We start from the raw sequence: 13,487 nt of genomic DNA on the forward strand, positions 1-13,487 counted from the left end.
CCTTTTCCTATTTCCTTTATCGCCCCGTCCACATATCCATCACACTGTCCGGATCCTGAAACATTTTATAAGGAATATAGCAGTATCCATGATCTCCCCAGTCCTCGCCCCAGCTGTTGCGCACGATGACATGACCTGACTGGCCACGGTCTACATACCCGACTGCCAACATGGCATGTCCGCCCAGCACCCGTTCACGCTTCTTCTTCGGAACCGGAATTTTGCCCGTTTGGGCTGCTTCAGGAGATTGGAAGCTCTCGTATAACATCATGCCGATAACAACGGGTGATTGCTCAGCCAGTGCAGCCTTAAGGGCATATAAGTCGGTGATCCGATGGTAGTCGCCGATTTTGTAATTAGCTGCATCCATTTCTGCTTTGGGATCGGGCGTATCTCTGAAATCCACAATGTTATATGGATAATCCTCTTCTGGACAAACGCCAATCTTCTGGAGCACTTTCATCCCATCTCGGATATAGGCTCCCGAATCTTCATCCACATGACCTTCGAGTTTACGTTCGTGCCAATACAGGAAAAGCCGAGAAAGAGCTGTCCACTTCTCCTGACTGCTTACGAGCAAATACTCTCGAAGCCCGCTAGCTATGGCGTTGGCCGTACAGCTTCCGAGTGCGCCTTGATCGACAATGGGGGACATGTTTGAGCGCAAGTCGACTTTCTTGGGCAGCTCGCTCGGGGACTTAAACGCCGTACTCATAAAATGATAATCGCGTAAATCACGCTTTTCCCGTTTCAAAGGGAACACACGATTCGACATAGCCACACATCCTTTCCAATATGATACATAATTATACATTTCATACTAAAATATGTATACAATTCGTTTCGCTAGACTAATAAAAGCCACCAACCGTCATCCCACAAATGGATATCACTTGATGGCATCCCATTTCATCTATTCTACCAGATACTTACTCCCAGCCGCGTAAAGCCGCTGCCATGCCAGGCGACATATGTTCCATGTCAGGAAGCGGCAGTGGCTCTTGCATTTGTGGTCCTCTGTGTATCGATAATTTCTTCTGTTCTGGCACCACACAAAAAAAAACCCCGAAAAGAATAACGATTCTTTCCGAGGGTTTCTTTATCGACTAGTAGCGCAGCATGCCTTGATGCGGATGCGGTTGAGTGCCGCAATACTTGGTTAACGATTTGAATAGGATGAATAACTTGAACTTTCTGTAGGTGGTAGAAGTCTCTTACTATTCTTTCTGGACTTGTCATTATCGGGTCAGTCGGTGGACATTGATATGGTTTGCCTGGGCCAGGTTGGCTAGGTTGGCTAAGCGGGCTGAGTTGGTTAGGTTTGTATTCCATTGATGGGTCAACTCCAATATAGGTTTGTGTAGTATACGTTTATCCCTAGTCCAAGGAATGTACCAATGCCTATTTAGCCAATAATTAGGGCTGATTTAGTGGGCCAAGCAGGTTAAATGTCCAAGCAAGCCCGAAAATAGCAGGCTAACCCTAACCTTTAGATGGAATGATCATGTTCTAGATTAGCTTATTCATCTTATCTCGCACAATCCAGGTAATTTGCGTGTGTTTGTATGTGTAAGCATTTGGATACTTCACTGTATACACAATATATACGCCTAATTTCGGTTACATGCAGGAAATACCTTCCAGAAACAATTTTTACTCCTTCATTTTTTAAACATTAATTAACCGCTATTAAATACTGCTCAGATTGTCTATCCCCTTTTGCATCACGGACAACTAATTGGAGCGTTCCTGATTGATTATAATACTTAGCTGGAACAATTGCGGTTAAAAAGTTATCCCCACCAACAGCTGTAGGCAATGGATTTCCATTTAAATATATGACACAATCAACTGAAAAACCACTACCATTAACAGAAAGTGCAGCATCCCCATTATGTGGATTAAATACAACGCCCGCTTTGATTTCATCGGGGTTTACAGATTCAATTGTTATATTTCGGGTGTCTGGATTTTTTATGGGTACATCTACTTTATTGGATTCAGTAAGTATTGTACCATGGGAATCTAGTGTCTTTACTTGGAACGAAAGTGTCCCTGGCTCTCTATACAATTCTTTAGGTATAATAGCTGTCAATAGATTTTTCCCACCATAAGAGGTTTTAATTTTCTTATTATCTATAAAGATATAACTATTGGGGATGAAATTATCTCCTTGTAGGAATATAGCTGTTTCCCCACTCCATGAATCATTATGCACTGCGGTTATTTCATCAGGACCTATATTCGTTATTATAGTTCTTTCCCCCACTGTGTAACTCTCATTAACGATATTTTTATGATTTGATTGATAAAGGTAATTTGAACCGAATAAAATATCATATTGCAAACTTTTGTAATCCTTCAAATTATCCTCATCGTAATTAATATCTTTATAGTATTTTGTTTCAGGGATCACGGGAGATACTTCGTACAGGTCTGAGATAACTTGCATAAGTTCTGAATCATTTTGATGAGTAATATCTAATATATATGCTCCCAAAAAAGACGGGTCCATTTTAATTTTTTCTTTTTCTATTGGTAAGTTACTCCAAACTACAATAGGCACGCTATGCATCCTTGTGTTACTTTCATAGTCCCAACTCGTTGGTCTACTGATAAAATTGGATTCTTGATATACACGATAATTATCACCTAAAACAGGCAAATGGTCACCAAAAAAAACTATAATCGTAGGTTCTTGAGATTTACTGTAAAAGTCAACTAATTTTTGAAGAGACTGATCTGCATCTGCTACCCCTTGCGCATATGTTTCTAAAATATCCTTTGAGTTTCCCGTTAAGCCAGAAATAGAAATATTATTCTTTGGATATCTATTTGCTTGATATGGCCCGTGATTTTGCATTGATATTGCGTAAACAAAATCTGGTTCTTTAGTTTTTGAAGTTACCTCAATAATCTTTTTAGACACATCATCATCTGAGATAAAAGGGCCTTTAATTTCCGTATTATAAAAAAATTCCCCACTTTCAAATTTAGAAAAACCAATTTTTTTGTACACGTCATTTCTTTTATAAAACCAATTATGATATGAGTGAACTGCCGTTGATATATACCCCTTCCTAGTTAGAATGCTTGCTAATGAATCAATTGGTCGATTAACATATTGAACATAAGCAAGAGACCCCGTTGGTAAAAATCTCATGCTCAATCCAGTTAAAACCTCAAATTCAACATTTGATGTCCCCCCCCCAAACTGAGGAGATATCAGGTAGCCAGAAGTGTATTGTTTTTGTAAGCTATGGAAAAAAGGAAGTGGGTCTTTACTAAAAGATACGGTTTCTAATAATGTTGGGTCCCAAAAAGCCTCGTTCATTTCTATTATTATATTTGGCTTTATTGTGCTTGAACTCGGGACTTTGATGTTTTTTGAAATGTTCTCTATAGTTTTCTTACTATACTCTGGAGAAGCTGGTATCTTTTTTTTATATACGTTCATAAAGGCAGATAAAACCAGACCATTTTTTTTGAAATTTTCTGTTTGATCCCAAATCACATTATTAATATGAAAAAATTTAATAGATTGATTAGTAATAATTGAAAATATACAAAAGCCAGCAATAACACCTCCAACCAACCTTATTTTAAAATTGGTTCGAAAGAAGAAGAACCATTGAAAAAATAACATCAGAAAAATGATAAAACAAATTAATAATATATAGAAGGCATAATCTGAAATGTGAATATAATTAACAATATCGTCAGTTTCACTATGAAGGATTAGATCAGAAGGTAAAAGAGGTAATCCTACAAAATCTGATTTTATGCGACTTATAAGAGCGTAAACAAGTATTATTGAATTAAATAAGAAGCTAGATAGGGTGTATATAACCTTATTTCTTCCAAACATCAATATTAAAATGGTATATATTGATATAATTACTATATAGTTGACTAAAAAATTCAAAGGATTTATTACTGACCATACCCACAACCCCTTAAATCCATTTCGTCCAATATACTCTATAGCAATCAGGATAATTAAACACGGAAATAGAAATAATATTATTTCTATCTTTTTTGTTATTTTAAACATATTACACTTCCTTGATAACTTAATATAGTTTGTTTAAAAGAATTTGGAGTCTCCCCAGACAACAAAAAAGCAGGGAATTCTCGGGATTTCGACGTCACCAAGAAAGGAACCCTACTCATGACAACTAAACATGAAACTATGCACTCTGATCTATTTAAAAATCTTGTAACTGGTTTTGTGAAAGAGAAAACCTAGTTCATCATGCAGGAAGAAATGAAAAATTTCATGGATTTTGAACAAGCCAACCACCGGAAAGTCGTATTGGCTATTATGAACGCACCTTAGATATACTTGGTAATTTCAATAATTTCAATGAACTCCAGTTCCCTTGTAATCGGAATGGGGAGTTTTAAACCCAATCCTCTTGAAGAAAAAAAACCAAAGGAGTAACATTCCTGCTCTCGCTCTTTCATTTGAGCTACATCAACAACCCTTACACGATTGAAAATTTCAAACTAATGTGGAAGCACTACCCCCTTACACAAACTTCTTGACGCTCCCCCCTTAAGTTTATCAGGTTAGACTACTTTTTAATAAATAAAACCAATAACCTAACATTAATTTGCCGATGATTCCCTTGTTTTAATTCAAAACTTAAGCTATTTAAGTAAGGAACATAAAAGTTAATTTCTTTGAATGTACTGAATATTATATCCTGTCCCTTGTTTATGCTTGATCATAACATATTTCGAGTAAATACGACACGTGTCATTTTTATTGAAAATTATCCATCGTTTACGATGTGAATACTGGAATTCCCGCGACCAAGGAGTATTGACCATCGCTGTTAACCGTTTCATGTCGGTTACGATCTTTGTCACTTACGGAAAAATTGCCAGTGCATTCGATTTGTTTCAATCGATAGCGACTGTTGGTAGTGAAAATGGTGCTTAGTTGGAGAAACTAACTTTAAAGTTATGCTCTCCAATCATCATTGTAAGAGTAAGATTACCCTTCAACCAAAATAAAGCCTAAAAATAGCAATTCACGAAGATAGCAATCAATGAAACCGAGCCCGATAGAATTGCTGAAATTAGCCCCATCTATCTGATTGGAAGCTTTAACTACCCTTTCCCACTTAAAGCAACTGTTGGTAGTATCTTGATCACTGTATGACCGGTTATAGTTCTATGATTGTATTCAGAAAACTGATTAAACTTTATAACTCATCGCCCTCTAACCATCGTGTTGGATTTTATAGATTTCACAAACTCTATATGAGTTTCAAGATCATCATTTAATATTTTGTCGTCAAAAGGCTATCCCTATATCCTTCTAAAGAATACGTCGTTTACAAAAAAAATTAACATTTTTTGCCTTATACATATCTAGCAGAGGCAGAAGTTGATCTCAAACTATCTTGTGTTGTGTTGTAAAACGATGGATTCTGAAGCCATGATGAAAATCTATCCACATGCCACAGAGAGAATGAAAATAATATATTAATTAAAGATTAAAATTCATTTTTTGCAAAAAATGTGATTTTTTATTTCTATCAATAAAAAAGGTTTTTGTACACAAAGAACCAACAACCGATCCATTAAAATGGATCAAAATCAATGGTCTTCTATATCTATTTCTTTGTTCGGAACACCACACAAAACAACCCCCAAAAAGAATCATCAGATTCTTTCCGAGGGTTTCCTTCTCTACTTCTCACGCAGCATGCCTTGATGCGGATGCGGGTGAGTACCGCAATATTCATCTACCTCAGAACAAGTATAAACATGCTCATAGACAGGAACACAGTGATGTCTATTCACGATTTGAATAGGATGAATAACTTGAACTCTTTGTGGGTGGTAGAAATCTCTTACAACTCTTTCTGGATCTGTCATGATCGGGTCAGCAGGTGGACATTGAAATGGTTTGCCTGGGCCAGGTTGGCTAAGCGGACTGAGTTGGCTAGGTTGGGCAAGCGGGCTGAAATGGTGATGTTTGTGTTCCATGGATGGGTCAACTCCTCTATAGGTTTGTGTTAGTATACGTTTATCCCTAGTCCAATGAATGTACCAATGCCTATTTATCCAATAATTAGGCGGATTATGTGGGCCAAGCAGGTTAAATGTCCAAGCAGACCCGAAAATGTTAGGCTAATAGCACCATGATACCTCTCCCTTTTGGTTCATATATTTGTTACAATTGAGAAATGACATTTATTTGATGGTATCATCCCATCCCCTGCGTCTTGAATTCCCATACCTTAGAAGGAGGATGGAGTATGATGAATCATACAACTCAAAAAACGAATTCCGACTTTCGACATTTAACATACTCTCATGCCCCTGATTATTCGGAGATGCATCTCCATCATAAGCTTTGGAATTATTTCCATGAAAAACAGATTGAGAATCGTTTGCTCTCTTGGGCCAAAGCGGCTAAAGGAGATTATTTCCGTCAGCCGCTGGATTGGAAGCTTGTTGAGGGCAATCTCGTCGTTCAGCTTTCTCCATTACCAGAAGGCTATTTGCCGTTTTTACATATAGAAAAAGCAGCATTAAGTGATGAATCCAAAGGAAAATTGCTGATCTCCATTTGTAGAGCGCTTTCCATTCTGCATGAAGAACAGTTTTACATGGGCTTTTTGCTGTCAGAGCAGCTTTTTTTCGATCCAGAAACGTTAGCGATTATCATTGATGTCCAACCATTCCCTTCCGCTATCGAGTTTATTAATCATTTATTGACGGATTTTTCATTCACTTCATTTCCACGTTATGCACGGCGATTTCTACTTTCCCGAGCTGCTGATTTTGAAGCTATCCACTTACTAATTCATACGATATATGGCTCCGACTCCGTGCCAAATAACCTACTGCAATTATCAGAGCGTCTGCGCACTGAGCCAGAAACTATGTTATTCGCTGATGAAATTGCCGATATTATTCGAGCAGCCTTTCAACTGCCAGAGCAGGTGCAACCGCTTTTTTACCATAACAGCCCAAAATGGCTGCACCCTGCCGCTGCGCCAATTACGCAAGAGCATCAAAAGCATTTTCGTTATTTTTTACAATCAAATGAGAAGCGTTTATTAGGGCTCGTTTGTGAGGATGAGGCCATTCGATTTGATGTTTATACGCAGAATGTCAACGAGATGTTAGAAAGAGGCTATTTCTTCAAGATTGTCTCTCAAGGACTGCCTTATTCAACTTTGCGTGAAGTGGTCTCCCGAACCTTACATCTGGCTTATGGCTTATTTCCTGAATCAATCACCATGCTGCGGAATCTTTCTCGTAAATTTGATCAGCTTCTTAAAAAGCACTATGAAGGGGACGATATCCTTTATTTGCTAACCGAGTGGTTGTATCAATTTTTCTCTTCCATTATCCCAATGTTCCCCGTTCAAAACATTTTCTATATTTTTGAAAACAGCGAGCACTTTGATGAAGATTCCCAGCTTATTGTCCGTTTTTCAAGGTTATGTTGCCTTCCGTCAAAACCTGCCTATCACCATCCCGGGCTTTTTCGAGGCACTGTTCCAAACTAGAGAGGGAAATCTGGGGCTAGCCTGCAAGCTTTTTGAACAATTTATATCGAAAAATAACTCAGGGATGTATGCAGGTTGGGCTTACCGCGAATTACTTACGCTCCTTTTAGAGCTTCGCTCGGAGAATATGGGGATTTGGTTCGAAAACTTTGAAGGTTATCTAAAGCGATGCTCTTTTGACATCTTTTGGCCAGATTATTTTAGACTTTCAGCAGAGAGGGCCATGTTTGAGGGCGATGTTCAAAATGCGATGCTCTATTTGCGACGTGCGTTAAATGGGTATCAGATTATTCAAAAGGAAACTTGGCGTCCATACTTGACCGCCTGCATGGAACGGGTTATTCGCCCCACCTTTGCCCCGGCATCACCCGCTATCATGAAGGATGATTTTGTTCAGAAAATGATTGCGGATCGAGAGCAATGGTTACTCCTCTCCTTGGATTTACAAATCATCATCGAGCTCAGTGAGCAGGTTACCGAAACTTTGGATCTAATGACAACAATGCAGAGGTTGACCAAGGCACTTTTTGACTACTCACTTTCACTCTCTTTCAGCGAGGTGATCAAGCTATTACGCTCCAGGTTTTTGTAGATGGGATGACCAAAACAAAGCTTCAACATATGGAACATTTTCTTTCTTTCATCAAACCACATATTATCAACGTTCTCTTGCATAGAGAAATGGTTATTGATAACCTGACCGGCTTTTATTTACGCGGTTATTTCATGGAAAGGCTGAGGGAAGAATTCGATCTCTCTAGACGTTATAACCTCGACTTATCCGTGATCATGATCGATGTGGATAATTTCCGCAGGGTCAATGAGTTCGGACACCCGGAAGGGGACCGAGTTTTACGAGAAATCGCAGATATTTTCCGGTTTAATTTAAGAAAGAGCGACATCGCTGGGCGATACGGCGGTGAGGAACTTATTCTAATCTTACCTAAAACAGATGGAAAAGAAGCCCTCAAGATTGCCCATCAGCTGCGAGGCGAGATTGAGAGAGAATTCGCCTTCGGGCGCCCTTACCAAATCACCGTCAGTGTAGGCGTATCTTCCCTAGAACTCTGTAGTCCAACTTCGATAGAGGAATTGATTGAACAGGCTGATACGGCGGAGATTACTGCGAAGCAGACGGGGAAGAATAAGGTTGTTGCGGCTTGGGATTTGAGTTGAAGGTATGTCAAGAGACCCTTCACAAGCGAACTTGTAAAGGGTCTCTTTTTTACTATTAGGGAAAGCTTGGTGTACGAGGGGGGTTCCTACTGATTTTTCTCAGTTAATTCTTCTATAGGCCTCACCCAACTGGGAAGAGGATCTTTTTTGTATTTAATAGTACCTTCCACTTCTAACACCATTTCACCATCCAAATTACTGTTATCTATCACAAATAGATGGTCAATCAATTCGAGATGCTTTAGCAAATTTTGAATAGAGGTAACGTGCCGTTTCAAAATATCTGATGAAGGGATGTGATGTCCGCCATTTCGAACTCGTGCCGCTACCCTTTCGATGTTCAATTTCGGGTCACCAAGTCCAACATAAAACATTGTAACCAGAAACCCATTTTGCTTAGCTTCCTGCATTTGACGAACTACATGACCGCCAGATAGAGTGGTTTCGATGGAGAAATCACGCTTATGAAGAATGCAGTCACGAGCTAAACGAATACTTTCTTTTCCGGCTGAAACCCTATAATTTTCGGGATTCACAGCGTCGATGCGCCTTGCTATTGAATCTGGGTCAATATTGACACTAACACCTAAGCGATCGATGATTAGATTTCGAATCGTGCTTTTTCCGCTTCCATTATTTCCAGCGAAAACATACATCACCGGTACTGGTTCAAGCACGCCCCGATTCCTCACCTTTTAACAATTCTGTTATTCCGTTGGCATGTTCTTTAACGAGTTGATTTTGGTTATTCTTATATACCACATAGGTGCCATTCGCTTTGGCATCAATTTTAGCTCGTTCTCCTGTCATTCTGATCAGTTTTTTTAAAACCTCAGTTTGCTCCATATAGGTACACCACCTTGTCTGGATTTTATTTAATTGTACCATAAGCATTAGCATCATTGTAATCTGCAAGGGGAATGATGTGATTTAAAAAATAAAAAAGGCTCCCGAAGGAACCTTTCATTACATCTATTTAATGGGCTGATGTAAAAATTACATCATGCCGCCCATTCCACCCATGCCGCCCATGTCAGGCATGCCTGGTTTGTCTTTTTCTGGTTTGTCAGCGATAACCGCTTCAGTTGTCAAGAACATAGCTGCAACGGATGCTGCGTTTTGCAGTGCGGAACGAGTTACTTTAGCAGGGTCAACGATACCTGCTTCGAACATGTTCACCCATTGGCCAGTTGCTGCGTTGTAGCCGATGCCTACTTTTTCGTTCTTGAGGCGCTCAACGATAACGGAACCTTCTTGACCAGCGTTAGCTGCGATTGTGCGAACTGGCTCTTCTAGGGAGCGCAGGATGATGTTTACGCCTGTTTGCTCGTCGCCAACAGCTACTACTTTAGCTACTGCGTTGTACACGTTAACTAGGGCTGTACCACCACCAGAAACGATACCTTCTTCAACAGCAGCACGAGTTGCATTCAGAGCATCTTCGATACGAAGTTTGCGCTCTTTCAGCTCAGTTTCAGTTGCTGCGCCAACTTTGATAACAGCTACGCCGCCAGAAAGTTTAGCCAAACGCTCTTGAAGTTTTTCTTTATCGAAATCGGAAGTTGTTTCTTCCAATTGTGCGCGAATTTGAGTAACACGTGCGCCGATGTCTTTTTTGTCGCCAGCGCCATCAACGATGATTGTGTTCTCTTTGGTTACGCGGATTTGACGCGCGCTACCCAATTGGTCAGGAGTCGTGGATTTCAGATCCAATCCAAGCTCTTCTGTAATCACTTGGCCACCAGTTAGAGCAGCGATATCGCCAAGCATAGCTTTACGACGGTCACCGAAACCTGGAGCTTTAACAGCTACGCAAGTGAATGTGCCACGAAGTCTGTTAACAACAAGCGTTGCTTGTGCTTCGCCTTCAACATCTTCAGCAATGATCAGAAGTTGTTTACCGGATTGAACCACTTTTTCAAGAACAGGCAAGATTTCTTGGATGTTCGAGATTTTTTTGTCAGTGATCAGGATGTATGGGTTGTCAAGGACAGCTTCCATTTTATCCGTGTCAGTGATCATGTATGGGGAAGTGTAACCACGGTCGAATTGCATACCTTCTACAACTTCTAGTTCAGTAAGGAATCCTTTGGATTCTTCAACTGTGATAACACCGTCTTTACCTACTTTTTCCATAGCTTCAGCGATCAATTCGCCTACTTCTTCGTCAGCAGCAGAGATTGCCGCTACTTGTGCGATGGATTGTTTGCCTTCGATTGGCTTCGCGATAGCTTGAAGCTCTTCTACAGCCGCTTTAACAGCTTTCTCGATACCTTTGCGGATAACCATTGGGTTAGCGCCTGCAGTTACGTTTTTCAGACCTTCGCGGATCATAGCTTGTGCTAGAACCGTTGCAGTTGTTGTACCGTCACCGGCAACATCATTAGTTTTGGTAGCAACTTCTTTAACAAGTTGTGCTCCCATGTTTTCGAAAGCATCTTCAAGCTCGATTTCTTTCGCAATAGTAACACCGTCATTTGTGATCAACGGGCTGCCAAATTTTTTCTCAAGAACAACGTTACGGCCTTTAGGACCGAGGGTTACTTTTACAGCATTAGCTAAAGCATCTACCCCACGAAGCATCGCGCGGCGTGCGTCTTCACTGAACTTTATTTCTTTTGCCATGATAGGAAACCTCCTCTAATTTAGAACCTGTACATAGTAAGTAGTATTACGGAAAAACTAAGTATACGCAGTGCCGATCTATATCCTGCTAAATTAGGCTAATACAGCGAGAATGTCGCTTTCGCGCAAGATCAACAGTTCGCGGCCTTCGTATTTCACTTCAGTTCCAGCGTATTTGGAGAAAATGATGCGGTCGCCTTCGCTTACTTCAAGCGGAACACGTACGCCATCTTTCAACGCGCCTGCGCCTACTGCTACAACTTTACCTTCTTGTGGTTTTTCTTTAGCTGTATCTGGCAGCACGATGCCACTTGCTGTAGTCTCCTCTTTCGCAACGGCTTCAATGATTACTCGATCACCTAACGGTCTGATCATGGAAAAATAGCCTCCTTTAGAAAATTGGTAATGGGTGTATTTCGTTTATTAGCACTCGAATGTGTTTAGTGCTAACAACAATTCTTATGATACTCATTCTGTGAGTAATTTGCAAGTCCTTTTACACATTTTTCATTCTTTTGGACACCCCCCTCATTCTACCCAAATGAAAAACAAATATTCTCATTAAAAAAAGAAAAACAGCCTGCACATTACGCAGACTGTTTTATTATTTTGGACCGAACTCCCGCTCCCACTCAGCATCCTTCGCCAACTGTTTGCGATAGATGAATCCCGACATAAATACGCTAAATTCATACAAAACAATAAGCGGCAAAGCCACTAAGATAGCTGATATTGCATCCGGCGGCGTGATAACCGTAGATAAAATAACAAGCAGCATGTAAGCATATCTTCTGAACTTGTGCAGACGCTTCGGATTCAAAAGGCGAATCTTCGTGAGGAACATCACGACTATCGGCATTTCAAACACAATGGCCAATGGAAGAATGATGTTGAACATGAATGTAAAATATTGCGCCGCGCCATACATCTCCGTGATTTCGAGACTCCGGCTAATGGAGGAAGTAAAGTAGAATGCCATCGGAAAAACAACCCAATAACCGAAGGAAAGACCTCCCAAAAACAGCAAAAACGCATAAGGAATATAAATAATCGAAGCCTTCTGCTCAGTCTCACGCAAGCCAGGCTTAACAAACGCCCATATATGATAAAGAATAACCGGCAGGGTAATAAGAATACCTACGGCCAAACCAAAATTCATATACAAGCGCAGGGCATCCCATGGGGAAAAAACGTTCCAACTGATGCTATCAGCAGGCGGAATGTTTTTGAGGTAACGAATGATCGGCTTCGCGCAGATTAGTCCGCCTACCATCCCTATAACCAGGACGACCAGTACCCACATGATTCGTTTGCGCAGCTCACCTAGGTGCTCTACGAGTGACATTTCTTCGTTCGTTGTCATTTTTCACCAACCTGATCTAATGGATCAAACCTAAAAGGCTGAAGCACTTGTTATGCTGAAAAGAAAGCGGCTAGTCCGGTAGACGCCGCGTGTTGCTAGGCGGCGCGATTGGCGCGGCCTTGGAGGCAGGTGCTGCGTCCGTTCTAGAGGGTGCCGCCGGAGTGACCGATGGTGCGTCCACAGCGGAGACTGTTGCCGACGAGGCAGATGGTGCATCCTCTGGAGTAAGTGACGCGACGGATGCTGCAGCTGTACTCGGTTCGACAGCCGACTCGACTTCTGCGGGAGCTGCCGTTACAAACGCCACCGCCGCTCTCTCGGAAGGAAGAACACCAGCTTCGACAGCGTTTGACGAGGCTGTTTCGCCTTGAGTCGAAACCTGCGGAGCTGGTTTGACCTGGGCAGCCGGCTTCGGCGCCGCCACTTCCTCAGGCTCATCGTTTAGCAGGGCGTGAGCGCCTTTCTTGAAATCTCTGATCGTGCGCCCCAGCACACGGCCAATCTCGGGCAGTTTCTGCGGTCCAAATAGTACAAGAGCAACGATTGCTATTAATAAAAGCTCGGTGAAACCGATATTTTGAAACATGGACTTCATCTCCATTATTTGTTGCGACTTCAACTAAACCGTAAAACAAATTAGCAAACGCAGAAATCGGCAACGAAATCTCCTAGTGGGTGGTAACTGTGGTCAACACCTTTACTGAAGTCAACACACTTTTGCATTAGCTGCAAAAAGTGCAATTATTTTGCTACTTTTCACCTCTACGGCCCACTTTAATGCATTT

12 protein-coding genes are annotated in these 13,487 nt (G+C 41.0%); 3 read left to right on the forward strand and 9 right to left on the reverse strand.

Features of this window, described 5'->3' with window-relative positions:
- Positions 1–16: 16 nt before the first annotated feature.
- From GC098_RS21650 to GC098_RS21660, 3 genes are all read right to left on the reverse strand, one after another.
- Complete coding sequence (locus GC098_RS21650) at positions 17–775, reverse strand: C1 family peptidase (RefSeq protein WP_171645305.1); 759 nt, start codon at positions 773–775, stop codon at positions 17–19.
- Between the two features lie 900 nt (positions 776–1,675).
- Positions 1,676–4,054: an LTA synthase family protein gene (locus GC098_RS21655; RefSeq protein ID WP_171645306.1), complete on the reverse strand. Its 2,379-nt coding sequence runs from the start codon at positions 4,052–4,054 to the stop codon at positions 1,676–1,678.
- Positions 4,055–5,703: 1,649 nt separating this feature from the next.
- Complete coding sequence (locus GC098_RS21660) at positions 5,704–6,003, reverse strand: hypothetical protein (protein WP_171645307.1); 300 nt, start codon at positions 6,001–6,003, stop codon at positions 5,704–5,706.
- A 272-nt stretch (positions 6,004–6,275) separates the two neighbouring features.
- Here GC098_RS21660 and GC098_RS21665 point away from each other — a divergent pair, with 272 nt between their 5' ends.
- From GC098_RS21665 to GC098_RS21675, 3 genes are read left to right on the forward strand one after another with little or no spacing between them, the layout of a single operon-like run.
- On the forward strand, positions 6,276–7,538 hold the full coding sequence (locus GC098_RS21665) for a hypothetical protein (RefSeq protein WP_171645308.1): 1,263 nt from the start codon (positions 6,276–6,278) through the stop codon (positions 7,536–7,538).
- Positions 7,453–8,130 carry a hypothetical protein gene (locus tag GC098_RS21670; protein WP_171645309.1) on the forward strand — a complete coding sequence of 226 codons (678 nt, stop codon included), beginning with the start codon at positions 7,453–7,455 and terminating at the stop codon, positions 8,128–8,130. The genes GC098_RS21665 and GC098_RS21670 overlap by 86 nt, the downstream gene beginning before the upstream one ends.
- A gap of 29 nt (positions 8,131–8,159) precedes the next feature.
- Complete coding sequence (locus GC098_RS21675) at positions 8,160–8,714, forward strand: GGDEF domain-containing protein (RefSeq protein ID WP_171645310.1); 555 nt, start codon at positions 8,160–8,162, stop codon at positions 8,712–8,714.
- Between the two features lie 86 nt (positions 8,715–8,800).
- Here GC098_RS21675 and GC098_RS21680 read toward each other — a convergent pair whose 3' ends face one another.
- From GC098_RS21680 to GC098_RS40880, 6 genes are all read right to left on the reverse strand, one after another.
- Entirely contained in the window at positions 8,801–9,391 is a 591-nt protein-coding gene (locus GC098_RS21680) for an ATPase (RefSeq protein WP_376773921.1), read from the reverse strand.
- Complete coding sequence (locus GC098_RS21685; RefSeq protein ID WP_171645311.1) at positions 9,384–9,560, reverse strand: hypothetical protein; 177 nt, start codon at positions 9,558–9,560, stop codon at positions 9,384–9,386. The genes GC098_RS21680 and GC098_RS21685 overlap by 8 nt, the downstream gene beginning before the upstream one ends.
- A 150-nt stretch (positions 9,561–9,710) precedes the next feature.
- The gene (groL, locus tag GC098_RS21690) at positions 9,711–11,339 is read right to left on the reverse strand and encodes a chaperonin GroEL (RefSeq protein ID WP_056830967.1); all 1,629 of its coding nucleotides are present in this window, start codon (positions 11,337–11,339) and stop codon (positions 9,711–9,713) included.
- Positions 11,340–11,432: 93 nt separating this feature from the next.
- Entirely contained in the window at positions 11,433–11,714 is a 282-nt protein-coding gene (groES, locus tag GC098_RS21695) for a co-chaperone GroES (RefSeq protein WP_028553854.1), read from the reverse strand.
- A gap of 229 nt (positions 11,715–11,943) precedes the next feature.
- A complete protein-coding gene (gene tatC, locus GC098_RS21700; protein WP_171645312.1) occupies positions 11,944–12,702 on the reverse strand; it encodes a twin-arginine translocase subunit TatC in 759 nt (252 codons plus the stop codon).
- Between the two features lie 70 nt (positions 12,703–12,772).
- Complete coding sequence (locus GC098_RS40880) at positions 12,773–13,288, reverse strand: twin-arginine translocase TatA/TatE family subunit (RefSeq protein WP_171645313.1); 516 nt, start codon at positions 13,286–13,288, stop codon at positions 12,773–12,775.
- Positions 13,289–13,487 lie beyond the last annotated feature (199 nt).

This window comes from Paenibacillus phytorum, assembly GCF_013141715.1.
Lineage (GTDB): Bacteria > Bacillota > Bacilli > Paenibacillales > NBRC-103111 > Paenibacillus_E > Paenibacillus_E phytorum.